Origin of the sequence: Paenibacillus sp. S28 (genome assembly GCF_016624415.1) — a bacterium.
Taxonomy (GTDB): Bacteria; Bacillota; Bacilli; order Paenibacillales; family Paenibacillaceae; genus Paenibacillus_AQ; species Paenibacillus_AQ favisporus.
The window spans coordinates 880,772-905,313 of sequence record NZ_JACVTM010000001.1; the positions used below are offsets into that span (position 1 = coordinate 880,772).

Sequence of the window (24,542 nt, forward strand, 5' to 3'; positions counted from 1 at the left end):
TCCAGCGTGCGGGGCGGGATGTGCCAAACCGCTGGACAAGAAAAAACGGTTTAATGCCGGAATTGATCATCGAATGTTCAGGTTTTACATACATATTTCATGAACATGGAACGTTTTTAACAAAACCGGTTTAATGTAGGACTTGTACTTGAGACAAATTCCAAGCCAAGACATGAAGGAGAGGATTAGGCGAACGTGGTTACGATTGCTGATGTAGCAAAAGCTGCGGGGGTTTCGAAAGGTACGGTATCCAGCGTGTTCAGCAAGAAACGTCCCATCAGCAAAGAGGTCACGCAGCGTGTGCTTAAGGCGGCGGAGGAATTGAACTACAGGCCGAATTACTGGGCAAGGAGCCTCGTAAACCGGAAAACCAACATTATCGGGCTGAACATGCGCAGCGAGAAAATGCCGCTGGACGCGTTCCAGCACGAATTGCTCGACGGCATGATGGAGGTTTGTTATGAACTTGGCTACCGGATATTGATTAACATTTTGCAGCCTTCCCTGCTCAAGCAGGTGGAGCTTATCGCTTCAGATCCGGTGGACGGAGAAATTTTGCTCGACCCGATTCATGACGATCCCCGAATTGAAGACCGGCTGAAGCGACACGTCCCTATCGTTGTGGTGGGGCGCCCGTCGGGCGAGCTGGCCGGACAGGTATGCTCCGTCGATAACGACAATATCGCGGCGGCCGCCAAAGCGGTCAGGCTTCTTCTATCGCAAGGGCACCGGCGGATTTTGTTTCTCAACTCGGCGAAGGACCGAACCGTCGCGGAGGATCGGGAGCTGGGTTATTATTTAGCCCACCGCGAAGCCGGTGTGGATTCGCTGGCTGGACTGATCCTGAACAAGCCGGATGACGATGGAACCTCGATCCGCTTCGGATACGAGACGACCCTGCAGATGCTTCGCGAACACGCTGGCATTTCCGCCATCCTGGCGGACAACGAATCTATGGCTATGGGCATTTATCAAGCGGCGGAAGAGCTTGGACTTGTCATTCCCGGAGATCTTTCGGTCATCGCTTTCAGCGGAGGCGAGCATTTCCCGCCCGCAATGCATCCGCCGTTAACCGGGATGAGGCTGGATGCAAGAACAATCGGCATGGAAGCCGCCCGCCTGCTGATCGAGCAGGTGACTGCCGGCGCAGCCGGGGTTAAGCGGATACTCCTTCCGTCCGAACTGGTGGAGCGCGGCTCCTGCGCGTGCACCCATTAAACCGTTTACACATTGCTATCTATAAGAAAAACGTCTATCGACGTACCTTCAAAGAAGACAGACCGCGTCCAGTGGAAGTTTTTCTTGCGATTATAGAATCGTTCAGCTCCGCTGAAAATTTATCATTCTATAATCTAAAAAAAAATCATTGTTGGAGGTGTTTTGAATGAAAAGAAAGTCAGGCATTTTGATGGCAACCCTGCTGGCAGGTTCACTCCTGGTCTCGGCATGCAGCAGCGGCGGAGGCGACACAGGTAAGGCGGCGGAAGGGGGAGCGGATACCGGCAAACAGCCGGAAATGAAGCTTCGCATTCTCTCCGCTAACGTCGGCGGGAAAACCCCGGATGAGATGAAACAGTTCGAGGCTGAGATTAAGCGGTTAACCGGCATTGATGTGACGATCGAAAAGCCGGCGAGCGACTACGACCAGAAAGTGCTGACCGTGCTGGGTTCGGGTGAGAAATACGATCTTATCGAGCTCAGCGACCTTGGCAAGCTGGATCAATTTGTCGGGCAGGGTGCGGTGACGGATCTAAGCGATTTTGTTAAGGGGTCGAGCACGCTCTCTGAGCCGAAGGTGATTCCCACCGCTGAATGGGACCAGCTGAAAGACAAGGATGGCAAAATCCATGCCGTCTTCACGAAATTCCAGGGCGGCACGATGCCGATCGTCCGTAAGGACTGGCTGGATAAGCTGCATCTGCAGGAGCCGAAAACGCTGGACGAATATTATCAGGTGCTGAAAGCTTTTAAAGAGCAGGATCCGGATGGCAACGGCAAAAACGACACCTACGGCTTGAGCACGTCCGGCTTATATGACATTCAAGGGTTCATGAGCGCGGCCGGTTTGAAGTACCGCTACGTGATGAAGGACGGCAAGCGGACGATCCCGTATGCTTCCGACGAAGCGATTCCGATGTATGAATGGTTTGCCAAGCTGGTCAAGGAAGGCATCATGGATCCAAACTTCGTAACGAACGATACAGGCAAAATGCGCAACCTGTTCCTGACCGACCGGGTCGGCATGGTGACGTACTGGGATGCCTGGGTCGGCATGTTCAACAACCTGCGTAAAGAGCAGGATCCGAATACAACGTTCCAGGCGGAAGCGATCGCCAGCGCGGCCGGTCCGGACGGCAACATCCTGATGCGCCGGGGCGACCCCGACTTCTGGATCGTGCCGCAAAATGCGCCGCATGTAGAAGCGGCAGAGAAATTCCTGGAGTTCTGGAACTCCAAGGACGGCATCACCCTCGGCAGCCTTGGTATTAAAGACGTCGATTATACCGAGAGCGGCGGCCAATATACGCTCACGGCAGAGGGCAAGGAGCACAACATGGACCATGGCGTGCCGTTCTGGTACAACGAAAACGTCAAGTCCCCGTTTGACAAACTGCCGGGCGTCGAGGCCGCCCAAGAACTGGTCAAACAGCATGCGACGCTGGAACTTGCCCTTCCGGGCTGGCCGGACGCGGAAAAAATCGTACAAAATTACGCGCTGAAAGCCATGTCCGGAGAAATGCCCGCCGCCGATGCCGTCAAGAAAATGCGGGAGGAACTGAAGAGCGCGAATTTGATCGACGAATAGCTCCCGCGGTTTGATTTTACCCGATAGGATGTGAAGTTAGACAAGATGAGAGCGATTCGTAAATACGGCGTACTCTATGCCATGATGCTTCCCGTCGTCATTTACTTTATCATTTACGGTTATTATCCGCTTGCGAGGGGCCTGCAGATCAGTTTTCAGGACTACAAGCTGATGGGCGAACGTCCCTATATCGGATTTGCGAATTATGCGGCAGTGTGGCATGATCCGTTTTTCTGGAAAGCGCTGGGCAATACGGTGGTGATCGGGGGAGGCATTCTGGTCTTCGGATTTGTCGCCCCCCTGGTCATCGCTTTATCCCTGAATGAAGTCATGACGGCATGGTTTAAAAAAACGGCGCAGATGCTGCTCTACATCCCGCATTTGCTCTCCTGGGTTGTGATCGGGGGAATGTGGATTTTCCTCCTTTCACCCGACACAGGGATCGTCAATTTGGTGCTGCACAAGGTGGCCGGCATCGAGCCTATCCATTTTCTGGCCGAGTCCACCTGGGCGAGATGGGTCATGATCCTGGTCTCCACATGGAAGGACATGGGCTACAGCTGTATCCTGTTTCTTGCCGCGATTGTCTCGATCAATCCGTCCTTGTACGAAGCAGCCCGCATGGACGGGGCTACCAGGTGGCAGCTTGTGCGATTCGTGACCCTTCCCCAGCTGAAAGGAACGATGAAAGTCATTATCCTACTGAATACGCTCGGGGTGCTGAGGATCTTTGATCAGGTCTTTGTCCTCCGCAATCCGTCGACCTCTTCCCATGTCGATGTGCTGATGATGTACACGTTTCAGAAGGGCATTATGGAAATGCAGGTCGGCGTGGGTGCGGCCGCGAGCTTTTTCGTTCTGGTCTTTACGCTGATCTTGACGCTTGCCGTGCGGACACTAACCCGATTTGACGAGGTGGAATAGATGATGAGACACGCGAATTACGGTTTGAACGCCAAGCGGATGACGGTGTTCGATTGGCTCAACGCCTTGTTCATTATCTGCCTGATGCTGACGATGATCATTCCCTTCCTGAACGTCATATCACTCTCGCTGTCCTCCGGGGTTGCGTCCATGAGGCCGGATATCATCCTGTTTCCCAAAGAATTCAGCCTGGATGGATACCGCACGATCTGGAACAGTCTGGATCTGTGGAGACCTTTCCTGAACAGCACGATCGTAACGGTCTTCGGAACGCTGCTGCATGTGCTGCTGTCGTCGCTGGCGGGCTATGTGCTGATCCATCCCCGGGTACCGGGAAAACGGCTGATGATCACCTTCATCCTGATTACGATGATGATTCCGCAGGAGGCGGTGCTGATCCCGCTGTATGTGGTCAACAAGGACTTCCACCTGATCAACACGCTGACGGTGCTCGTTCTGTCCGGACTTGTCTCGGGGTTCTCGATCCTGCTGATGCGGAACTTCTTCATGAGCATCCCTTACGAAATTTCGGAATCCGCCAAAATCGACGGTGCGGGCGACTTCTGGGTCTTCGCGGCCATTTATATGAGGCTGGCGACCGCCGGATTGGCTACGGTGACGCTGTTTGAGTTCGTGGGACGCTGGAACATGTTCACGGCACCGCTGATTTTCATCAATGACAGCTCGAAATATACGCTGCAGGTAGCTCTGAAAGCCATGATTATCGATTCAAGCACGTCTTCCAGTAACTACCTCATCACCACGAATGTAAAAATGGCCGGAATCATGATCGCCATTCTGCCGCTGATCGTCATCTATCCGTTTGTGCAGCGGTTCTTTATGAAAGGGATCATGCTGGGTGCCACGAAAGAATAATGGGATGAAAGAGGGGGAACACGCCATGCAGGCACATGTGAATGAGACGGAATCTTTGCCGGTCATAACGATCGGACGGCAAGTGAACATATCTCCCGATGAGGAGAAAACGTACCTGGAAGTGCGCTTTCACGTTCCGGCTGATGCCGGACGGATCCATGTCGCTTACCAGTATGACCGCGCTGACGGGAAGACGGTGATCGACCTCGGCCTGCGTTCCCCGGAGCGGATCGTCGGCTGGAGCGGCGGTGCCAGAACCGAAATGTTCGTCGGATTGGAAACCGCGACCCCCGGATATGCCTCGGGCGATATCGCCTCAGGAGAGTGGGCCGTGCTGCTGGGAGCCTACAAAGTGCCGGATGAAGGAACGGAGGTTTCGGTCTCCATCGAGATCCAGCTCAAGCATAAACGGTGGATTCCAGGCGATTTGCATGCCCACACCTTTTACAGCGACGGCAAACACAGCGTCGGCGAGGTTTCCCGCTCGTGTCTGGATAAAGGGCTTGCCTTTCTCGCCATGACCGACCATAATACGTTCTCCCAAAACCGGAACACCTTGGCGAAGACGGAAGAGCTGCTGCTTATCCCAGGCGTCGAGATGACCAATTATAAGGGGCATGCGAATTTGCTCGGACAGCTGGATCCGCTGGAGGACTTCAGGGTGTATACGGTGGAACAAGCTTCAGAACAGCTGGCCAAAGGAAGGGAAAAGGGAGCGCTTGCGGTGCTGAATCATCCTTTCTGCCCGGACTGCCCGTGGGAATTCGGCTTTGACGTTCCGTTCGATGCGATCGAGGTGTGGAACGGCCCGTGGCGGGAGCTGAACGAAACGGCAGTACGCTGGTGGCAGGAGCGCCTGGCCGAAGGCCGGCGGATCGTTGCTGTGGGAGGGAGCGACTTCCACGGTCCCCATCCATGGGTTCAGCATGGACGGCCGACCGCGCACGTGCGGTCGGAGTCACTGACCGCAGCCGGAATTCTGGAAGGGATTCGCCGGGGAAATGTGGTGCTGACCCTTGACCCGGACTCTACGTTTATCGATTTTCAGATCCATGGCGCTTGCGCCGGGGATCAGGTACTGCGGAACTCTGAGCATGGGACTGTTGTGCTTGAAGCCGTGATCCGCCGGGCCCAAGGAGATCAAATCAGCCTGTGGTCCGACCGGGGATTGGAGCGTCAGTGGACGGCAGCGAATGACGAGCTAACCTTGACCTGTGAGCTGCCTCAGGACCGGCTCTTTTACCGGATGGAGGCCAGACGCGATATGGGGGAACTGGGGGCACAGGTGATGACCTGCCTGACCAATCCCGTCTATTTTATTGAATAATACTTGAAACACATTAAGCGATTGTTCCATACAGGTTAAGCAAAAAGGGTCATTCCGCGTTGGTCGTGAATGGCCCTTTTCGATGTGTTCATAGGAAACAACTAGTACAAGACTCTCCACAGGTAAAAGGTGGCGTATGACTCCCAGCCCGACCACCCTGCGGACAACTGCCGGATTTCCGCCTTGGACGGCTTGCTGTCCCTTCCCAAAATATACTTCATGGCGTTGTGCAGCCCGACATCGTCGATCGGAAACGCCGATGGAAAGCGCAGGCACCGCATGGATACGTAGTTGGCTGTCCATGGCCCGATCCCCCGGATGCTCGTCAGCATCTTTTCTGCCGCCTGATGGCTTCCGGTTTGCAGCAACCCCAGCTTGCTGAGCTCTCCGGAGGCGATTCGCTTTGCGGTATCGATGAGGTATTCGCATTTTTTGACGGTCATCCGCAGCACGGCAAGATCTTCCGCCGAACATGCCGCGATTTTATCCGGTGTCGGATAAATCCAGTACGTTTCTCCCTCGCAATCCACACTTCTTCCGAAATTCTCCACCAGGCGTCTTTTGAGCGTATAGGCATAGGTCAGGTTGATTTGCTGCCCAAGGATTCCCCAGGTGACGGCCTCGAACAAGTCGGGGATGCCGACGGTCCGCAAGCCTCGGAAGGACTGCACGGGACCTTTCAAAAGGGGATCGGATTCGGCCAAACGATAGAAGGGGACGATATCCCGGTCCAGATCGAACCACTCCCGCACATAACGGGCCACCTCGGCGCGTACCCATTTGCGGGAAGGGGCCGTATCACCAAGAAAACGGACTACCAGCTCCCGGCAGTCTCCGGCACGGATTTCGACCACTGGTGTCTCGTCTGCGACGGACAGCGCTTTGTAAATCCGGTTGTTGTCGATCCGGTGCAGACATTCATTGGAGGAGCGCAGCAAATATTTTACGTTTTCCTCGTAATTGAATTCGGCAGGGATGAAGAGCTTGATCTCGTGCTTATGGTCCTCCCAGGAGCCGCGGGGAAGGGTGGAGCAGCAATTTCTGCATGGCCGGTACCCCGCAAGCTCGGCTTCTTCCCGGGTATGGAATCGAATTGTATTTTCAGGTTTAGGATGACCGCTGCACCACGGGGTGCAATAAATGTTCATTGTGGTGACGCCCGTAAAATAAGGAGCATCCCAGACCGAATGCATCGTCTCTTGTCGGCATGTTGTGGACATATGTGGTCCTCCTTTTGCATCTTACTTACCTTACCAGTGTATACCGAAACCAGGACGCTTTCATTTCGTTATCTTGCTTTTACATTCCCGAGTTCATCCCAAGCGATCCAAAGAAGGGTATACTGGGGATGGAGGTGAGGCAGATGAAGGATCAAAGGAATGACCGGGATATAGACCAAACCGAGATGAAACGCCGGATGAAAGAGGATATTCCGGAGGAAAAGTGGCGGGCGATTGTCTCCAACGATGCGGATTATGATTTCCGTTTCTTTTACGGGGTCAGCACGACGGGGATTTTTTGCCGGCCTTCCTGCAAATCCAGACCGCCTAACAAAGAGAACGTACGGATCTTTCAACATGCAGAAGAGGCGCTGGCGGCCCGCTTCCGGCCGTGCAAACGGTGCAAGCCGACCGGCGAGAAGCTGCCCGATCAGGAATGGGTGAACCAAATCACCGATTATATCGACCGGCATTTTCGGGATAAGCTGTCTTTGGAACATTTGGCTGATGTCTGTCACGGAAGTCCTTTTCATCTGCAGCGGACCTTTAAGCGGGTGCAGGGTATCAGCCCGGTTGAATATATCCAGCGCAAAAGGATACAGGAAGCGAAACACCTGCTGGCCCATACGGACCAATCCATCACGGAGATTGCCGCGGGGGTTGGGAATTCGAATGTCCCGTATTTTATTACGCTGTTCAAAAAAATGACGGGCCAAACGCCGCTGGAATTCCGGCAAATATGGCAGCACGGCGCTGCCCTGGAGGTGCAAACATATGAATATGAACATGATCACGGCAAGCAAAACTGACTTGGTAACCCTGTATTGGGACAGGCTCGACGGAGACGGCTGGAGCCTTTATGCAGCCGTTACGGCCCAAGGGCTCGGTTATGTCGGTTCCCACGACGGTTCGTTTGATGAACTTGAGGCCTGGGCGACACAGCGTTATCCGAACCATGAATGGGTTCGTGATGAAGTGACAATGCTTCCTTACATTACGGAAATCGCTGAATATCTTCAGGGAACAAGAGAAGAATTTACGATTCCAATGGACGACCGGGGAACTCCGTTCCAGCGGGAGGTATGGCAGGCTCTCTGCTCCATTCCGTATGGGCAGACCACAACCTATTCCGAGATCGCACACCAGATCGGACGCCCGGCTGCGGTGCGGGCCGTTGGCACGGCGATCGGAGCCAATCCGGTATTGATTTTGGTGCCCTGCCACCGAGTCATCGGAAAGAATGGGGCACTTACGGGATACCGCGGCGGCCTCGATATGAAGCAGAGACTGCTTGCACTCGAAGCTGGGCAGTCCATCCCGGCTAGGGGACCGCGTCATGCCAACTAGTATCCGGGAACGGGTTCAAAGGGTAGACTGGGGCGCGCTTCGGAAGACGTTAGACGATCAAGGGTATGCCAAGCTGCCTGTCATTCTAACTCCGGAAGAATGCGAAGAGCTGATTGGAACCTACGCAAGCGAAGAACTGTTCCGCAGCACGATTTCGATGGCCCGGTATCGCTTCGGCAGCGGAGAATATAAATACTATGACCGCCCGCTGCCTGCGGCGATCCAGCAGCTCAGGGAAAATCTGTACCCGGAGCTATCCCGGACCGCCAACCGTTGGCATGAGCAGCTCGGCATGGATGCGGGGTATCCAGCATCGCTTGACGAATTTTTGGAAGAGTGCCATCGGCAAGGCCAGCTGCGGCCTACGCCGCTGATCCTGAAGTACGAAGCCGGGGGCTACAACTGCCTACATCAGGATTTGTACGGCGAAGCGTATTTTCCTTTTCAGGTCGTGTTCGCCCTGAATCAAAGGCAGCAGGATTACACCGGCGGCGAGTTTCTACTGGTAGAGCAGCGTCCGCGGGCGCAGAGCCGGGGGCATGTGATCACGCTCGAGCAGGGTGAAGGGCTGATTTTCCCCACGAACTACCGGCCGGTTCAAGGGACTAAAGGCTATTACCGAACCACGCTTCGTCATGGGGTAAGCACAGTACAGACTGGTATTCGGTATACGCTCGGCGTTATTTTTCATGATGCCACCTGAGCGTATCCCCTCATTTTTTGAAATGTCGCGAGCCTGTATTGACAACGCTAATCGGAAGTTACAGTATTAGGGGAGATGCAATCGCTTTCAGGGTGAGGTGGGTTTTGGGGCGGCAGGGCATCGTCCACAAACGTGTCTTATCGTCAGACCCTATGCTAACACCGCATTAGGAACGCGATTGAACTGCCCGATTCCTTATGGATTAAGGGGTAAGTATGGATCTTACCATATTTCACAATACGGGCAGCAACTACAGGAAAGTGTGGGGATTGGATGCCAAATTTATCGCTGACGACGTGGAGTCTGCACCGCAATCTGGGACCGCTGCGCTGGACGCAATGGGATGATAAGCGGAAGGAACACGTCACCCGGGTAGAGGAGCAGCCGGAGAAGCTCTCGCTGCTTGAACTGCCGGCTGTGCTGAGAGACAAGGGCTTCACCACGATGGAAATTTGCCACTTTCATTTCAAGGACACGAGCAGCAGCTATCTTCAAGAGCTTCGCGAGGCGATTCAGCAGGCAGGGATGCGCTTTTATACGCTGCTTGCAGATTACGGCGACATTACGAATCCGGATGAAACGCGCCGTGAGGCAGATATGGAGTGGCTGCAGCGCTGGATCGATATTGCATCCGCTGCTGGTGCAGAACGGATCCGGATTATCGGCGGCGATGCCGATCCCGGCGATGCCGAAGCACTCAAGCTCGCCGCCAGCCAGCTCCAGCGGCTGATCGATTACGCGGCGGATAAACAGGTCCGCATCGTCACCGAGAATTTTCATGCAATGACCTCCACGGCGGACAACTGCCTGGCTTTGCTGGATGCCTGCGGCAACCAGCTAGGATTGACGTCGGATTTCGGCAATTTTAAGGGGCCGACCAAGCTGCAGGAATTGTCCAGAACGATTGCCAGAAGCGAATCCATTCACGCCAAAGCGCAGCAGGATGAACAGGGCAACCTCGACGATGCGGAATTTATTTCGTGTATGGAGCTGGTGAAGGAGCATCGGTATGAAGGACCGATTACGATCGTTTATGATGGTCCCGGCGACATGTGGGACGGCATTGATCGGGTAAGGAAGTTAGTCACTCCGTACTTAGGCTGACAGTGACGTCTCCTATGGCTGGAGGATGAACATGAACGTAAGATGAAAGTTCAAAAGGCGATTTGCTTCGGGGAATTTCCCTGCGGCAGGTCGCTTTTTTATAGATGGTTGTTAATTACAACGTAACATTGTTATGTTTTGTTTAGTGGGCCATTACGGGCTAATAGGTATTTTCAGCACGGTTTGTCGTTTTGTCGATAAAAAGCGTCTTCATTGCGCAACGTGTCGAAGGGAAGGAGGAGGGGAATTCAATCGATAAACTATCATTTTTATAAAAAACGTTTGTTTGGCCCCATCGTTTCATCTTTTCGAAACAATGTTACGTCTGATAAGCGGACAAATTCGGATGATTCAACCTGCTTGGCGATGTCATGCCCGAAAATTTGATGAAAATGAAGGGTGGAGGAGCTTCTTTGATCGGAATCTCAAAAATGGCTCCATTCCGAAACGATTCGAGCATGCTGTTAAAGTGGGAGACTTCAGCATATAAAAAGCTGCGCATTTCAGAAGAAGGGAACGGTTCCCTTTCTGTAATGCGCAGCTTTTATTGAATATGGCGTTATCTAGCCAACCATCCTCCGTCGACGCAGAGAACGTGGCCGTTGACATAATCGGATGCCTGGGAAGCGAGGAAAACAACCGGACCCTTCAAATCTTCCGGCGTGCCCCAGCGGCCTGCCGGAATCCGGTCCGTAATCGATTGCAGACGCTGTTCGTCCGAGCGGATCGGCGCCGTATTGTTCGTCTCCATGTACCCGGGGGCAATGGCATTGATCTGGACGCCTTTACCAGCCCACTCGTTGGCAAGCGCTTTGGTGATTCCGGCAACCGCATGCTTCGCCGCCGTATATCCCGGCACATTAATGCCTCCTTGAAAAGTAAGCATGGACGCAATATTGATGATTTTGCCGCTGCCGCGCTCCAGCATGTGGCGTCCGGCGAGCTGACTTAGGAAGAACACGGTGTTCAAATTCAAATTGATCACGTCGTTCCAATCCTGGCGCGCATGATCCGCTGCCGGTGTACGGCGGATGATACCGGCATTGTTCACCAAAATATCGATGCCGCCATAGAAGGAAAGCGCCTGCGCAAACACTTGATCCAAGGCGTCCGTGTCGCTTAAGTCGGCGGAAATTTGCTCCGCCTTCCCGCCAAGCTTGCGGATCTCCTCGACCGTCCGGTCACTGTTCGTCGAGGAGATGCATACGACCGAAGCGCCGGCTTCCGCCAGGCCAACGGCCATGCCTTGTCCCAGGCCGCCGGAGGTGCCGGTGACTAGGGCGATTTTACCCGTCAAATCAAACATCGTATATCAGTCCTTTGCATGGGATAGGTTGGATGCTTCACAGCGCATTCGCCACTTCGAGACGGGCGCCCGCTTGGCGAACGGCATCAGCGAATTCAGGACTGCACCCTGAGTCGGTAAGGATTGCTTCGACTTCGTTCAGCTTCGCAAACGTCAGCAGGGCGCTTTGTCCGAATTTGTGATGGTCCACCACAGCGTAACAGGTACGCGCGGTCTCGAGGAGCGCCCGTTTTATGTCCAGAAGCTCTCCGGTGTAGATCGTCAGCCCATCATCAGGATGCAGGCCCGTTGCCGACAAAAACGCCTTGTGGATATTCAGCCGCCGAACATAGGTGACCGCTTCCGGCCCCGCCAGCATGTTCCGCACGCGATAGCCTCCGGGGACGACAAGCCGGATGGCGTCCTTGCGGGCAAGTTCCGAAATGATGTGGACATCGTTGGTGACGACGGTCAGGGGCTGGTTATCCAGCGCCTTGGCGATTTCAAGCGTCGTACTGCCGCCGTCCAGCGCGATGACGTCATTCGGTTCGATGCGCGATAGGGCCAGGCGGGCGATATCCGCCTTCTCCGCAGCGTGGCGTGCCAGCGGTTCCTTGGTGGACAAAATGCCGAGCTGGTCGCTTTGCGCCAGAATCGCTCCGCCATGCACCCGCTGAAGCAGACCTTTGTCCTCCAGCTTGGCCAGATCCTCGCGGATCGTCTTGCCGGTGACGTTCAGCCGTTCGCTCAGTTCGGCAACCGTCACCTCCTGTTTGGCCAGGAGCAGTTCCATGATGTTTTCGTAGCGGCGTAAAGGGTTCATTGATTATTCATCCATTCGTTCGAGTTTTATCTTATTTTAATTCATCCATGCCGACAGGGTCCATATCCTCAAAGATTTGGTTCTCGCCGGCCATGCCCCAAATGAAGGTATAGCTGTTTGTTCCAACGCCGCTGTGGATGGACCAGCTTGGGGAAATAACACCCTGTTCGTTGCGGACAACGAGGTGGCGGGTTTCCTGCGGCTCACCCATGAAGTGGAAGACGTTGCCGTCTTCCGGCATGTCGAAATAGAAGTAAACCTCGGAACGGCGGTTATGCGTATGACACGGCATCGTGTTCCACATGCTGCCCGGCTTCAAGAGCGTCATGCCCATGACGAGCTGGCAGCTTTGGATTCCGCCGGTATGGATATAACGGTAGATGGTGCGCTCATTGGAATTGCTCAAGCTGCCCAGGTTGTTCGGAGAAGCTTCGCTGATGGCCGCCTTAACCGTCGGATAAGCTTTGTGGGCAGGCGTGGAGTTCAGGTAGTATTTAGCCGGATTGGCTTTGTCGCTGCTGCTGAACACCACTTCCTTGGCACCGAGCCCCACGTAGAGGCAGTCCTTCGAATCGATGGAATAGTCCGTGCCGTCGACGCTGATTGTACCGGGTCCTCCGACATTGATGATACCGATCTCGCGGCGCTCCAGGAACGTATCGGCACCCATCGTTTTCGGGTCGGCTTCGAGCTTGACGCTCTGATTTACCGGAACCGCGCCGCCGACGATGAAACGATCGACATGCGTGTAATAGAGCGTGAGCTGATCCGCTACAAACATCGACTCGATCAAAAATTCCTGACGCAGGCGAGCCGTATCAAACGCTTTCACTTCTTGGGGATGGGATGCGTATCTAATTTCCATGTTCGTACCTCCATAGGTTCATAATGGTTTATATCAGTTCTATAATGTTCATTATAGTTCATCCACTTCGAATTTCAAGCATAATTTAAAGCGGATACATTTCCACAATTGACCAGCAATTCAGCGATCTGTTATGTTGAACTTGGAATGCAGATCTCTTAAATCGAGCGTTATATAAGTTGGATAAAAGAATACGGAGTGTACCAATAAACCATTTCGATGTTTCAACTTATATAACTCGTACAACGATGGAGGTGAAGATATGCCTGAAACGATCAACATCCGGCCGGCGGAGGCTGCGGATCTCCCGTTTCTGTGGGAAATGCTGTTCGCTTCCATGTATACGCCGGAAGGGGAGCCACCATTATCCCGCGATATCCTTGCACGCCCTGAAATATCGAAGTACCTGGACGATTGGGGAAAGGAAGGCGACATGGCCTTCATTGCCGTCTCCAGCGAAGGAGAGCGGCTGGGATCCATCACGCTCCGGTTGTTTGATCCGGAACATCCCGGATACGGGTATGTGGACGAGAATACGCCGGAGCTGGGCATGGCCATCCTGCCGGAACACCGCGGCAAGGGGATTGGAACCCTGCTTATGCAGCGGGCGTTCGAGGAGCTGCACGCTGCAGGGATACCGTCCGTATCCTTAAGCGTGGATCCCAGAAACCGTGCGATGAAGCTGTACGAACGATTCGGGTTCACGGAAGTCGGCATGTCGGGAACTTCGGTCACGATGAAAGCGCAGGTTCACCGTTCGGGTATACAGGGAGCCGAGGAACCAAAATACATAAATCGAAAGCGGGGAACAAGAACATGAGCCAAAGTGTCAAGAGGCTTGACAAAGAAATTACGAAGCGGGTCAAACTGGACTATTTGCTGCATCTGCCTGAAGCTTATGAAAGTGAGCCTGAGAAAAAATGGCCGCTGATCCTCTTCCTTCACGGTTCGGGGGAGCGCGGAAGCGATGTGGAGCTGGTCAAAGTGCATGGCATTCCGAAGGTCGCGGATCAGGATCCGCAGTTTCCGTTCATTGCCATCTCACCTCAATGCCCGGAAGACTCGTTCTGGGCGATGGAGGAAGACGCTTTAATGGCTCTCCTGGAGGAAGTGGAAGATCACTATCGCGTGGATCCAAAGCGCATTTATTTAACGGGATTAAGTATGGGCGGTTACGGTGCATGGCAGCTGGCTGCGATGTATCCAGATAAATGGGCGGCGGTCGTCCCGATTTGCGGAGGAATGGAACCGAAATATGCCGAGCAGATCAAGGATATCCCGATTTGGGCCTTCCATGGGGCTAAGGATGATGTCGTTCCGCTGTCGGAATCCGAACAAATCGTGGAGGCGCTGAAAGAGATCGGCGGGAACGTGAAATTTACGGTGTACCCGGACGCGAATCACAACTCATGGACCGAGACCTACGCCAACAAGGAATTGTATACCTGGCTGCTCAGCCACTCACTATCTTAAAATAGCAAAGGATGGATATGCCCGGTGCAGTGCCGGACGTACCCATCCTTTTTTAGTGTGCAAACATCATGATTCATTCGATATAATAACGTTCTGCGACCCCTTGAAATATCGTTTAACCACGTCGTACGCCAGCTTCGGCCTACGATACCGGTCGACGATGCCTTTGCTGTTTTGGGCACCTGCCCGGGACAACAGCCAGCCGGTCGCATCGGTAACCCGGCAGTCGCAAAACTGCCAAATATACATGCCGGACAGGAAGGGGCTTGATGTGTATGCAGCCAAGTTGGCTTCGATGATATCCGCCTGCCGCTCCTCCGTGCCGCGCATCCGGGCTTTGTCGTGCAAACCGTAATATCCATCCCCGCCGAATTCGCTCATGATCATCGGCTTGCCGGCGCCGCCGGCCCGGTCGGCCCATGCCCGCGCCTGTTCACAGAGAGCCTTTGGATCCTCGTCCGTATACCATCCGGGATACAGATTAAAGGAAACGATATCCGCCAAATCAAAGCAGAGCTCCCGCTCCCTGTGATGTGAAGCGAACGTCAGCGGGCGGCTTGCATCCAACGCTCTAAGCTGCCCTAGCTGCCGGCTGTAGTGCTCACGTCCTTCCTCGGTATCGCTGGCACATTCGTTCAGGATCGCCCACAGGATAATCGAAGGATGGTTGTAATGCTGTTCCACCATTTCGCGGTTGACTTGTTCGCACTGCCAGACGAAATTCGGATTGCGCATTTGCTCCAGGGACAAGCCTCTCGCATGATTTTCCTCCCACACCAAGAAACCTAGTTCGTCGCATAAATCCAGAAAACGTTCGTCGTTCGGATAGTGGCTCGTCCGGACAGAGTTGGCACCCATATCACGCATCAGGTCGAGATCATGCAGCATCAAAGATACGGGAAGAGCCGCTCCGGCCATCGGATGATCTTCATGCCGGTTGAAGCCTTGGAGTACCACATCTTTGCCGTTCACCTGAAGTTTGCCGTCTCGGGTGGTCACCGTCCGGAATCCGACCCGTTCGATCAGATCATCAAGAGGCGAGCTGTCCGTATCCTTGTCTTCGTGCAGCCGGACATGAAGCTGATACAGCGATGGCTCTTCCGGCGACCAGGAAGAAACGTCCGGAAAGGCAAACGACTTTTGCAGCTTATTTTCGGCCCCTGGCGCCAAGGTGACGGTTCCAAGCGAAAAGTCGATTCCTGCGAGAGTACCGATTACCTGGACCGTTCGCTCCAAGTCATTCGGATTGCTGACGACTGCGCAGACCTCGGCACTCCATACGCCACTTTTATGTTCAGGTGTGAAATACAGCTGCCGCACGTAAGGGCTATACAGCTCCTCAAGGACCACTGGGCGGATGATACCGCCGTAGGTGTAATAGTCGTTTGGAATATGCAAGGCGGATGCTTCGCTGAAACGGTTGTCGGCTGCGACGATCAGCGTATGCTCACCCGGCCGTACATCCGGAATGACCACATCAAACGCGGTGTAGGCGTTATAATGCTGCGCAACTTTCACCCCGTCCCAGTAGATGTGTGCCGTGTGGCTTACCCCTTTAAAAATAAGCCGGACAAATGCTTCCCTCCGGATATTTACGATCGTTCGATAGGCGCCAACGCCTTGGTATGTACTGAAATCGGGATGCGTCTCCCAGCAGGATGGCACCGCCATCCGGTAGGGGAAGGACTGACTGGCTTGGACGGACAAATCTGGTTCGTCGACGACGGTAAAATCCCAGGTGCCTTCTATAGTGCGGCTGACGCGGACTTCGTGGTTTTGAAACATCCTCTCCATTTCGATAACTCCTCCTTGATCAACTTATGTACATATTTCTAATCCCTTTTTCTAATCCCTTTTACATCACTTGATTTGTGTCGAGTATGGGCGTGGGCTGTTCGAGACTCACACTATTGGACGTGCTCAGAATCATGCTAAGCGATTTCAGTCGGGGGATCAATCGGAATAAATTGATGTAAAATGGATTTTTTTGATGTCCGGACATTAGAAGCGCGGAAGGCACAAGGCATAAAAACGGAATCGGATGGAAACGCTACTTCATATCTTTGCCATCTAAAATTAACCAGCCTTTGTACATAAAGACGTAAAGGAGAATAGCAGCATGGACCAACAACAAAAGCCTATGGAGCAAGGCACTTCGGTGACCGGTTCCGGCGATGCTCTTGACCGCCGCATGGCTCCGGGCGAAGACGAAATGTCTCTCACCACGCGCCAGGGCCATCCGGTGAAGAACAACCAGAACATGCGGACGGTGGGAAGCCGCGGACCGGCAACGCTGGAAAACTATCAATTTATCGAGAAAATTACGCATTTTGACCGCGAGCGCATCCCAGAGCGCGTCGTGCATGCAAGAGGGGCCGGAGCGCACGGTTACTTCGAGGCCTACGGCAAGGTGGGAGATGAGCCTGTAACCAAGTATACGCGGGCGAAATTGTTCCAGGAAGCAGGCAAACGAACGCCCGTCTTCGTCCGTTTCTCCTCGGTCATCCACGGCGGCCATTCTCCGGAAACGCTGCGTGACCCACGCGGCTTTGCCGTGAAATTTTACACCGAAGACGGAAACTGGGACCTGGTCGGGAACAACCTGAAAATTTTCTTTATCCGCGACGCCATCAAGTTTCCCGATATGATCCACGCTTTCAAGCCGGATCCGGTCACGAACATCCAGGACAACGAGCGGTTCTTCGATTTTTGCTGCAACTCGCCGGAAACGATGCATATGATAACGTTCGTTCAATCTCCATGGGGCATCCCGGCCAACTACCGGCAGATGCAGGGGTCCGGAGTCAATACCTACAAATGGGTAAATGCTGAGGGAGAAGCGGTATTGATCAAGTACCACTGGGAACCGAAGCAGGGCATCAAAAACTTGACCCAAGCCGAGGCGGAAGCCATACAGGGTAAAAACTTCAACCATGCGACCCAGGACTTGTACGAAGCGATCGAGCGCGGCGATTATCCGGAGTGGGAGCTGTTCGTGCAAATTTTGAGCGACGACGACCATCCCGAGCTGGACTTCGACCCGCTGGACGATACCAAGCTGTGGCCGAAGGAACAGATTCCTTGGCGTCCGGTCGGCCGGATGGTGCTGAACAAAAATCCGGAGAACTATTTTGCCGAGGTGGAGCAGGCTGCGTTCGGGACCGGCGTTCTTGTCGACGGGATGGATTTTTCCGATGATAAAATGCTTCAGGGACGTACACTTTCGTATTCGGATACCCAGCGCTACCGTGTTGGACCGAATTACCTCCAGCTGCCGATCAACGCGCCGAAGAAGCGGGTGGCCACCAATCAGCGTGACGGCCAGATGACGTACCATGTAGATATGGCGCCTGGACAGAATCCTCACATCAATTACGAACCGTCCTCGCTGAACGGTTTGAAGGAAGCCCCCCGGGAGGAAATCGACTACATGCCGCATGTGGAAGGCAAACTGATGCGGGCCAGCATTGAACGAACCAACGATTATAAGCAGGCCGGGGAGACGTACCGTGCGTTTGACGATTTTGAAAAAAACGAGCTGATCAGCAATCTGGTTAATGCGCTGTCTTCCTGCAGCCCGGTCATACAGGAGAAGATGATCCATCATCTGACCCAGTGCGATGAGGAATACGGCCGGCGCGTCGCCGAGGGGATCAAGCAGCATGGCTCAAGCAGCCATCATGGCCCGCTGGGCGCCACTCACACTCATGAAGCGGTGGAGGATGCCGAACGGAAGGGCCACAGCACCGACTCGTATTGACACCATCCATGCATCAAAAAAGCACGCATACCTAAACGGTCTGCGTGCTTTTTTCTGCCTTAAACTTTTCTCTCGCATCGTAATCTTTCCGAGCTTGTTCGATCTGAGGATAATGCTCGTTCAGCCAATGGTTTAGCTGGCGCATATAGGGGATCAAGCTTTCTCCCAACGGAGTCAAGGTATATTCCACCACAGGCGGAACCTCCGGAAGGACGCTGCGCTCAATTAGTCCGTCCCGCTCCAGTTGGCGGAGCGTCTGGGTCAGCATTTTTTGGGAAATGTCGGCGATGCTTCGCTGAAGCTGACCGTACCGTTTGGTGCCTTTTTCCAATACGAAAATGATGAGGACCGCCCATTTATTCGAAACGATTTCCAGTACACGCCGAGCCGTGCAGGACGTTACCGAAAATGCAGGTTCCGCTGCTCTTATGTTTTCCATCATCCACCTCCTAACGCACCTGCGGGTTCGTAACGAACCGAAAAGTGCCTTCTTTTCACATTGTACTCACTGTATTAATCTATGTCTACCAACCCGAAAACCCCTCCACAATTTTCCAGGAGGCGGGTGGATCCCTTATCCATTTATTAGGAGGCTTACTTATGAAAATAAATCATCAACCTCTTCGTGTCGGAATCATCGGTGCCGGTTTGAACGGTGCGTGGGGAGGCCGGGCACACATTCCGGCGCTGAAGGCGCTGCCCGAGTTTATGGTGACCGCCGTCGGTACGTCGCGGCAGGAAAGCGCCGAAGCGAGCGCCGATCACTTTGGCATTCAGCATGCCTTTTCCGATCCGCTTGAGCTGGCCCTGCATCCAGAGGTCGATTTGGTGACCGTATCCGTCCGGGTTCCGGAGCATGACCGGCTGATTCGCGCGGCACTTGAGGCCGGCAAGCATGTGTACAGCGAGTTCCCGCTCGGACGGACGACCGCGGAATCGTCAGCATTGCTGCAGGCGGCCAGGGACCGAGGAGTTCGCCATTTCGCCGGGCTGCAGTCGCGTGCCAATCCCGTCATCCGCTACGTCCGGGAACTTCTGGCAGAGGGTTACGTTGGGGATGTGCTTGCCGTTCACGTTAATTACGCCATACCGACGTATCCGACCCGTTCCAAGCAGATCGACCAGAGCCACGTTTATTTGCTGGACGATGCGAACGGGGCCAATCAGCTGACGATCGCCGGCGGCCATCTTCTGGATGGGATCATGTATCTCTTTGGTCCATTTTCTGCAATTTCGGCCATATTGAAGACGCAAGCGCGGCAGGTCCCTGTGGAAGAGACGGGTGAAATCATCCGTGCATCGGCACCGGATCATGTCGTGGTTAGCGGGATTCTGCCGGGCCAGGCCGTTTTCAGCTCCCAAATCCGCAACGCGCACGTGGGAAGCTTCGCGATCGAGATCAACGGCACGAAAGGGGACTTACACATCCGCTCACGTCAAAACTTTATGTTCCAAATCGATGATCTGATCGTACTTGGCACGCAGGGGAGGGGAGAGCTGAAGGAACTGACGCTGCCCGGGCATATCCACCTGCCTCCGGCCGAGCTGATGGGAACACCCGCTTACAATGTGGCGGGCATTTACCAGCAGATCCACCGGGATCTGGCGAAAGACACACACGAGGCGCCGGATTTTCAAACCGCACTTTCGGTTCACGAGCTGTTGGACCAAGTGCGGAAGGCGGGGGAGTCAGGGGCCGCATTGACATTAAAGAAGACCGAAACCGTTTAAGGTTTCGGTCAGTGGAAGCGGAACAACGAGAAAAGTCGGTAAACCGTCGCCTATTTCTGTCAGACGGCCGATTTTTATATTCGCATGGGAGACTTTGTGTCAAGCCAAAGTGCTTTCCAATGGGCTTTGGACGATCTCGATCCCGAAATCGATCAGTTGCTCCGCGCCCATTAGGGTTAACAGCACCTTAGCTCTTTTTTTATGCTTGTCAATTTTTTTAATCAGCTTCTCCATTCCTTTTAATGGACCCGCCTGCACGACGATGTGGGATTCCTGGAAATAAACCTTGGAATACTCGATCACTTCACTTTCGTTGATAAGGTTCAGTACCACCAACATTTCATCGCAGGGGATTTCTTTGAAAAATTGGGACTCGTCGACCAGATAATGTGGTGCTTGATCATCGTGATCCAAGCCATGCGAATAAAGCCTGATGCATTTGTCTTTTTCATTTCTGTAATTCAGCGTTTGATATATGTAGGGATTTTCTTTCAATTGATAATAAATGGAGTAATTCATGTCAGCCTGAATGAACACATAACCCGGAAACAGCGTTTTAACCGTGTGAACGATTTCGCTGCGTCTTTTTTCCGGGACCTTTCTTTTGGGAATGAGGCTGTACAGCAGGTCTTGGTCGAACTTGCGATCCAGCCACTTTTTGATGTTGGATTCATATCCTGTTTTGACAAACAGCGCATACCATGACATGTTGAAATCCTCCTTTATATGATCATGAAAATCATAGCAAAGATGGATTAAATTAATTGTCGAAATATGAATAAAAAGTCATTAAATATATCATCATAGCAAAAAAATAATAGTTTACATAAACTCCAAAATATACTATTATAATTGGTAATTAATGACTTGTTTACATAAACTTATGTTCCACTTAATCGACGTTGCGGCGCGTTAAGAAGGCATAAGGGCCATATACACATCACTACGTTAAAGTGTTGGATGCTTGCGGATTCCCTTAGTTATAAAGGGTTCCCGCAGGCATTTTTGCGTTTTCCGGCAGAAGACCAGGGAGAGAAAGACAGGAGGAACGTTCATGGAGAATGCAGAGATAGACCAAAGCCGGGAGGTGTGGTTGAAACACCTATTCAACAACAGGGATGGTCCTGAACAAGCCGCCCTGTATATGGTGCAAATGCGGGAGTGCGTGTACCGCGAGCATGCTGCAGCTTTTCTTCATCCGGGTGAATGGGAATTTTTCGGCACGCTGAAGTTCGAACGAAGGATTCACAGCTATTTGGCTGGACGATACGCCGCGAAGAAAGCCGTCTCGCTGCTTACGGGTGAATGCGATTTGCGCTCAATCCGGATCGAGCGGGGATGCTTCAATCAACCGGTGGTGATCGGATGGGCGAACGTTCAGGTCAGCATCACGCATGCCGGCAATGCCGCCGGAGCCATTGCGTTTCATGAGGCTGTGCCGATGGGGATCGACATCGAAAGGGTATCCGTCTTGGCCATGGAGGTTCTGATGAACCTGGCTTCTCCCAGGGAGTTGGAGCTGATGCAGTCCATTCCGCATTCCCTGGAACGTATGCTGACGCTCTCGTGGTCAGTTAAGGAAGCATTGTCCAAAGTGCTGAGAACGGGGCTGACGCTTCCAACCGAGCTGCTTGAGCTCAATCGGCTGGAAGCGTGTGACGGTTATGTCATCTCCCAATTCGCCAATTTCATGCAGTATGAAGCGGTTTCAACGTTTATGGGAAGGGATGTTTGTTCGATCGTTTATCCCAAAAAGCGGCCGCCCGACTTAGGTGTACTGCGGCATGCAGTGGAGCAGGCGTATCAATATTGATAGAGAGGATGTGGAGAGCTTATGTTAGCTTATGTGTTTCCGGGACAAGGAGCCCAGAAGAAAGGGATGGGGGGCGCCCTTTTTGACGAATTTCCGGAAATCGTTGCCGAAGCCGATCAGGTGCTAGGGTATTCCATTCGGGAATTATGCCTGGACGATCCCGATTCCAAGCTGAACCAAACCGAGTATACCCAGCCCGCACTGTACACGGTCAACGCCCTGCATTATTACAAAAAAATAAAAGATACCGGCATAAAGCCCGATTATGTCGCCGGACACAGTTTAGGGGAATACAATGCGCTCCTGGCCGCAGGTGCCTTTGAATTTGCCGCCGGACTCCGGCTGGTGCAAATGCGAGGTGCATTGATGAGCCGTGCCGCAGGCGGGGCAATGGCTGCCGTTATCGGATTGAGCGAGGAGCAAATCCGCGAAGCACTGTTGGCGAATCAGCTGGAGAGAATTGATGTTGCGAACCTCAACAGCCCGAAGCAAATCGTCATTTCCGGCTCGAAAGCGGACGTAGAGCATGCCAGGCCAATGTTTGAGGGCATGAAGGATGTCATGATGTTCGTCCCGCTGCGGACGAGCGGCGCATTCCATTCGCGATATATGCAGGAGTCCTCGGAGGAATTCGAGGCTTTTTTGAGCGGCTATTCATTTGGCCGCCTGACCATACCGGTCGTTTCCAACGTATACGCCAGACCCTACAGGGACGCGGATATCCGCGCCAATCTCGTCAAGCAAATCACGCATTCCGTGAAATGGACCGAGAGCATCAGGTATTTGTGGGGACGAGGGGTTGAACAATTTGAGGAAATGGGACCCGGCAGGGTCTTGACCGATCTGATCACCCGGATCCGGACGGAAGCTGAGCCGCTCATCGTGGATGACAATGAACTACAGAATGGCAAGGAAGCCTTGGATGATAAAAGCTCTATTGATTCTTTGCCCACCATGCCCGCCATAGAGTCGGCCCAGGATCATACCATGGATCAAGTGACCGAACGTTTGGCCTGCATATCAGCTGCCTCCTTGGGGAGCAGTCAGTTCAAAAAGGATTACGGGTTGAAATACGCATATTGTACGGGCGCTATGTACCGCGGAATCGCTTCCAAAGAGATGGTCGTCCGCATGGGTAAAGCAGGCATGATGGGTTTTTTCGGAGCAGGCGGGTTGAAAATGCCCCAAATCGAAGATGCCATCCACTATATCAAGGAACGTCTGGATCCGGATCAAGCCGCATACGGACTTAACCTTGTCCACAATCCTTCGGAGCCTTGGGTTGAAGAACAGACTGTCGATTTGTTCCTGAAGCACGGCATTACCGTCGTTGAAGCCGCTGCGTTCATGAGCATTACGCCGGCACTCGTGAAATACCGGGCGAAGGGACTCAGGAGGGATGCTGAAGGACAGGTGACGGCTTCCCATAGAATGATCGCTAAAGTGTCGCGGCCGGAGGTGGCCGAGCTGTTTTTGAGTCCGGCACCGGAGCGGATTGTCGGCAAGCTGTTGGAAGAGAGAAAAATTTCTCCGCAGGAGGCGGAGATGCTCCGAAAAATTCCAGTGGCGGACGATATTTGCGCCGAAGCGGATTCCGGCGGGCATACCGACGGGGCGGTCGCGTACGCACTGATGCCGGCTATGATCAAGCTGCGGGACGAAATGATGGACAAGTTTGGTTACCGGAAGCAGGTGCGAATCGGAGCGGCCGGAGGGATCGGAACGCCCGAGGCGGCGGCAGCTGCTTTTATGCTGGGCGCGGACTTTATCGTAACGGGTTCGATCAATCAATGCACCGTGGAAGCCGGTACGAGCGACGCCGTCAAAGACCTGCTGCAGCAGGCCAATGTCCAGGATACGGAATATGCACCCGCCGGGGACATGTTTGAAATGGGGGCCAGGGTGCAGGTGCTGAAGAAAGGGCTCTTTTTTCCCGCACGCGCCAATAAACTGTATGACCTGTACCGGCAATACAATTCGATCGATGAAATCGACAGCAAAACCAAGGCTCAAATTCAGGATAAGTATTTTAAGCAATCTTTTGCGAGTATTTATGAAAAGCTGTGCGTGTCCTATCCGCAAGTGGTGGAAAAGGCAGACCAAAATCCAAAATACAAGATGGCGCTTATTTTCCGCTGGTACTTCTCCTACACCACCCGCCTGGCAATCCAAGGAGACGAGGAGAATCGGGTGGACTACCAGATCCACTGCGGTCCGGCGCTCGGCGCTTTCAACCAGTGGGTCAAGGGGACTTCGCTGGAGCGCTGGCAGAACAGGCATGTGGACCAAATCGCGGAGAAGCTGATGCTGGAGACGGCAGAGCTGCTGAACCGGAGACTTGCGCTGTTTGCCGGGACTCCTGCTGCAAACGAAGTTCAACCCTCAGGATTGGACCATGTACCCGCAGGTGCAGCACGTTAGCGTAAGAGGGTGTGAGAGGCTACCACGGGATAAAGCCTGAAATCATCGTAAGGCGGTAGTAACA

Annotated in this window: 22 protein-coding genes; 15 read left to right on the forward strand and 7 right to left on the reverse strand. The window is 53.5% G+C overall.

All coding sequences use genetic code 11. The features are described 5' to 3' along the window. Positions 1-195: 195 nt before the first annotated feature. From IAE55_RS03845 to IAE55_RS03865, 5 genes are all read left to right on the forward strand, one after another. Complete coding sequence (locus IAE55_RS03845) at positions 196-1,218, forward strand: LacI family DNA-binding transcriptional regulator (RefSeq protein WP_145164300.1); 1,023 nt, start codon at positions 196-198, stop codon at positions 1,216-1,218. 166 nt (positions 1,219-1,384) lie between these two features. Continuing rightward, positions 1,385-2,806 (forward strand): extracellular solute-binding protein, encoded by a 1,422-nt coding sequence (locus IAE55_RS03850; protein WP_145164302.1) that lies wholly within the window; start codon positions 1,385-1,387, stop codon positions 2,804-2,806. Positions 2,807-2,851: 45 nt separating this feature from the next. Next, entirely contained in the window at positions 2,852-3,730 is an 879-nt protein-coding gene (locus tag IAE55_RS03855) for an ABC transporter permease subunit (protein ID WP_105442891.1), read from the forward strand. After that, positions 3,731-4,606: a carbohydrate ABC transporter permease gene (locus IAE55_RS03860; RefSeq protein WP_234489262.1), complete on the forward strand. Its 876-nt coding sequence runs from the start codon at positions 3,731-3,733 to the stop codon at positions 4,604-4,606. A gap of 25 nt (positions 4,607-4,631) precedes the next feature. After that, a complete protein-coding gene (locus IAE55_RS03865; protein ID WP_200630978.1) occupies positions 4,632-5,933 on the forward strand; it encodes a CehA/McbA family metallohydrolase in 1,302 nt (433 codons plus the stop codon). A gap of 101 nt (positions 5,934-6,034) precedes the next feature. Here IAE55_RS03865 and IAE55_RS03870 read toward each other — a convergent pair whose 3' ends face one another. Beyond that, positions 6,035-7,153, reverse strand: coding sequence for an Ada metal-binding domain-containing protein (locus IAE55_RS03870; RefSeq protein WP_234489263.1), 1,119 nt, complete (start codon positions 7,151-7,153; stop codon positions 6,035-6,037). A gap of 197 nt (positions 7,154-7,350) precedes the next feature. Between IAE55_RS03870 and IAE55_RS03875 the strand changes: the two genes are divergently transcribed. The 4 genes from IAE55_RS03875 to IAE55_RS03890 all read left to right on the forward strand — a co-directional run bounded on the left by IAE55_RS03875 (position 7,351) and on the right by IAE55_RS03890 (position 10,307). Next, complete coding sequence (locus IAE55_RS03875; protein ID WP_145164492.1) at positions 7,351-7,962, forward strand: bifunctional transcriptional activator/DNA repair enzyme AdaA; 612 nt, start codon at positions 7,351-7,353, stop codon at positions 7,960-7,962. Then, entirely contained in the window at positions 7,928-8,500 is a 573-nt protein-coding gene (locus IAE55_RS03880) for a methylated-DNA--[protein]-cysteine S-methyltransferase (RefSeq protein ID WP_313960399.1), read from the forward strand. Before IAE55_RS03875 ends, IAE55_RS03880 begins: the two co-directional genes overlap by 35 nt. Then, positions 8,490-9,203: a 2OG-Fe(II) oxygenase gene (locus IAE55_RS03885; protein ID WP_145164306.1), complete on the forward strand. Its 714-nt coding sequence runs from the start codon at positions 8,490-8,492 to the stop codon at positions 9,201-9,203. Before IAE55_RS03880 ends, IAE55_RS03885 begins: the two co-directional genes overlap by 11 nt. A 273-nt stretch (positions 9,204-9,476) precedes the next feature. After that, the gene (locus IAE55_RS03890; protein WP_145164309.1) at positions 9,477-10,307 is read left to right on the forward strand and encodes a sugar phosphate isomerase/epimerase family protein; all 831 of its coding nucleotides are present in this window, start codon (positions 9,477-9,479) and stop codon (positions 10,305-10,307) included. Between the two features lie 559 nt (positions 10,308-10,866). Here IAE55_RS03890 and kduD read toward each other — a convergent pair. Genes kduD through kduI form a run of 3 tightly spaced genes read right to left on the reverse strand, consistent with a single transcriptional unit; the run spans position 10,867 to position 13,280 of the window. Continuing rightward, positions 10,867-11,613 (reverse strand): 2-dehydro-3-deoxy-D-gluconate 5-dehydrogenase KduD, encoded by a 747-nt coding sequence (gene kduD / locus IAE55_RS03895; RefSeq protein ID WP_089547374.1) that lies wholly within the window; start codon positions 11,611-11,613, stop codon positions 10,867-10,869. 37 nt (positions 11,614-11,650) lie between these two features. Then, positions 11,651-12,415 (reverse strand): DeoR/GlpR family DNA-binding transcription regulator, encoded by a 765-nt coding sequence (locus IAE55_RS03900; protein ID WP_145164311.1) that lies wholly within the window; start codon positions 12,413-12,415, stop codon positions 11,651-11,653. A gap of 31 nt (positions 12,416-12,446) precedes the next feature. Next, complete coding sequence (kduI, locus tag IAE55_RS03905) at positions 12,447-13,280, reverse strand: 5-dehydro-4-deoxy-D-glucuronate isomerase (RefSeq protein WP_076165337.1); 834 nt, start codon at positions 13,278-13,280, stop codon at positions 12,447-12,449. Positions 13,281-13,542: 262 nt separating this feature from the next. On the opposite strand from kduI, the gene IAE55_RS03910 reads away from it, so the two are divergent. Together IAE55_RS03910 and IAE55_RS03915 are read left to right on the forward strand one after the other, a co-directional pair. Beyond that, a complete protein-coding gene (locus IAE55_RS03910) occupies positions 13,543-14,100 on the forward strand; it encodes a GNAT family N-acetyltransferase (protein ID WP_145164313.1) in 558 nt (185 codons plus the stop codon). Further along, the gene (locus IAE55_RS03915; protein WP_200630979.1) at positions 14,097-14,753 is read left to right on the forward strand and encodes a prolyl oligopeptidase family serine peptidase; all 657 of its coding nucleotides are present in this window, start codon (positions 14,097-14,099) and stop codon (positions 14,751-14,753) included. The genes IAE55_RS03910 and IAE55_RS03915 overlap by 4 nt, the downstream gene beginning before the upstream one ends. A gap of 66 nt (positions 14,754-14,819) precedes the next feature. On the opposite strand, the gene IAE55_RS03920 is transcribed toward IAE55_RS03915, so the two are convergent. Next, positions 14,820-16,547, reverse strand: coding sequence for a glycoside hydrolase family 2 protein (locus IAE55_RS03920; protein WP_145164317.1), 1,728 nt, complete (start codon positions 16,545-16,547; stop codon positions 14,820-14,822). A 346-nt stretch (positions 16,548-16,893) separates the two neighbouring features. Between IAE55_RS03920 and IAE55_RS03925 the strand changes: the two genes are divergently transcribed. Further along, on the forward strand, positions 16,894-18,513 hold the full coding sequence (locus IAE55_RS03925) for a catalase (protein ID WP_438822554.1): 1,620 nt from the start codon (positions 16,894-16,896) through the stop codon (positions 18,511-18,513). Between the two features lie 31 nt (positions 18,514-18,544). On the opposite strand, the gene IAE55_RS03930 is transcribed toward IAE55_RS03925, so the two are convergent. Continuing rightward, positions 18,545-18,952 carry a winged helix-turn-helix transcriptional regulator gene (locus IAE55_RS03930; RefSeq protein ID WP_200630980.1) on the reverse strand — a complete coding sequence of 136 codons (408 nt, stop codon included), beginning with the start codon at positions 18,950-18,952 and terminating at the stop codon, positions 18,545-18,547. A gap of 161 nt (positions 18,953-19,113) precedes the next feature. On the opposite strand from IAE55_RS03930, the gene IAE55_RS03935 reads away from it, so the two are divergent. Then, on the forward strand, positions 19,114-20,244 hold the full coding sequence (locus tag IAE55_RS03935; protein ID WP_234489264.1) for a Gfo/Idh/MocA family protein: 1,131 nt from the start codon (positions 19,114-19,116) through the stop codon (positions 20,242-20,244). A 99-nt stretch (positions 20,245-20,343) separates the two neighbouring features. On the opposite strand, the gene loaP is transcribed toward IAE55_RS03935, so the two are convergent. Beyond that, a complete protein-coding gene (gene loaP, locus IAE55_RS03940; RefSeq protein WP_145164323.1) occupies positions 20,344-20,952 on the reverse strand; it encodes an antiterminator LoaP in 609 nt (202 codons plus the stop codon). Positions 20,953-21,298: 346 nt separating this feature from the next. Here loaP and IAE55_RS03945 point away from each other — a divergent pair, with 346 nt between their 5' ends. Together IAE55_RS03945 and fabD are read left to right on the forward strand one after the other, a co-directional pair. After that, positions 21,299-22,057 (forward strand): 4'-phosphopantetheinyl transferase family protein, encoded by a 759-nt coding sequence (locus IAE55_RS03945; protein WP_200630981.1) that lies wholly within the window; start codon positions 21,299-21,301, stop codon positions 22,055-22,057. A gap of 21 nt (positions 22,058-22,078) precedes the next feature. Next, on the forward strand, positions 22,079-24,478 hold the full coding sequence (gene fabD / locus IAE55_RS03950) for an ACP S-malonyltransferase (RefSeq protein WP_145164327.1): 2,400 nt from the start codon (positions 22,079-22,081) through the stop codon (positions 24,476-24,478). Positions 24,479-24,542 lie beyond the last annotated feature (64 nt).

What these genes read in the sequence shown, in the direction of transcription:
- IAE55_RS03935 (WP_234489264.1), top strand. Translation starts at nt 19,114, where the DNA reads ATGAAAATAAATCATCAACCTCTTCGTGTCGGAATCATCGGTGCCGGT.
- IAE55_RS03910 (WP_145164313.1), top strand. Translation starts at nt 13,543, where the DNA reads ATGCCTGAAACGATCAACATCCGGCCGGCGGAGGCTGCGGATCTCCCG.
- IAE55_RS03925 (WP_438822554.1), top strand. Translation starts at nt 16,894, where the DNA reads ATGGAGCAAGGCACTTCGGTGACCGGTTCCGGCGATGCTCTTGACCGC.
- IAE55_RS03870 (WP_234489263.1), bottom strand. Translation starts at nt 7,153, where the DNA reads ATGTCCACAACATGCCGACAAGAGACGATGCATTCGGTCTGGGATGCT.
- IAE55_RS03900 (WP_145164311.1), bottom strand. Translation starts at nt 12,415, where the DNA reads ATGAACCCTTTACGCCGCTACGAAAACATCATGGAACTGCTCCTGGCC.
- IAE55_RS03920 (WP_145164317.1), bottom strand. Translation starts at nt 16,547, where the DNA reads ATGGAGAGGATGTTTCAAAACCACGAAGTCCGCGTCAGCCGCACTATA.
- IAE55_RS03880 (WP_313960399.1), top strand. Translation starts at nt 7,928, where the DNA reads ATGAATATGAACATGATCACGGCAAGCAAAACTGACTTGGTAACCCTG.
- IAE55_RS03865 (WP_200630978.1), top strand. Translation starts at nt 4,632, where the DNA reads ATGCAGGCACATGTGAATGAGACGGAATCTTTGCCGGTCATAACGATC.
- IAE55_RS03860 (WP_234489262.1), top strand. Translation starts at nt 3,731, where the DNA reads ATGATGAGACACGCGAATTACGGTTTGAACGCCAAGCGGATGACGGTG.
- kduD (WP_089547374.1), bottom strand. Translation starts at nt 11,613, where the DNA reads ATGTTTGATTTGACGGGTAAAATCGCCCTAGTCACCGGCACCTCCGGC.
- IAE55_RS03885 (WP_145164306.1), top strand. Translation starts at nt 8,490, where the DNA reads ATGCCAACTAGTATCCGGGAACGGGTTCAAAGGGTAGACTGGGGCGCG.
- IAE55_RS03875 (WP_145164492.1), top strand. Translation starts at nt 7,351, where the DNA reads ATGAAAGAGGATATTCCGGAGGAAAAGTGGCGGGCGATTGTCTCCAAC.
- IAE55_RS03855 (WP_105442891.1), top strand. Translation starts at nt 2,852, where the DNA reads ATGAGAGCGATTCGTAAATACGGCGTACTCTATGCCATGATGCTTCCC.
- IAE55_RS03930 (WP_200630980.1), bottom strand. Translation starts at nt 18,952, where the DNA reads ATGGAAAACATAAGAGCAGCGGAACCTGCATTTTCGGTAACGTCCTGC.
- IAE55_RS03915 (WP_200630979.1), top strand. Translation starts at nt 14,097, where the DNA reads ATGAGCCAAAGTGTCAAGAGGCTTGACAAAGAAATTACGAAGCGGGTC.
- IAE55_RS03890 (WP_145164309.1), top strand. Translation starts at nt 9,477, where the DNA reads ATGCCAAATTTATCGCTGACGACGTGGAGTCTGCACCGCAATCTGGGA.
- IAE55_RS03945 (WP_200630981.1), top strand. Translation starts at nt 21,299, where the DNA reads ATGGAGAATGCAGAGATAGACCAAAGCCGGGAGGTGTGGTTGAAACAC.
- kduI (WP_076165337.1), bottom strand. Translation starts at nt 13,280, where the DNA reads ATGGAAATTAGATACGCATCCCATCCCCAAGAAGTGAAAGCGTTTGAT.
- fabD (WP_145164327.1), top strand. Translation starts at nt 22,079, where the DNA reads ATGTTAGCTTATGTGTTTCCGGGACAAGGAGCCCAGAAGAAAGGGATG.
- loaP (WP_145164323.1), bottom strand. Translation starts at nt 20,952, where the DNA reads ATGTCATGGTATGCGCTGTTTGTCAAAACAGGATATGAATCCAACATC.
- IAE55_RS03850 (WP_145164302.1), top strand. Translation starts at nt 1,385, where the DNA reads ATGAAAAGAAAGTCAGGCATTTTGATGGCAACCCTGCTGGCAGGTTCA.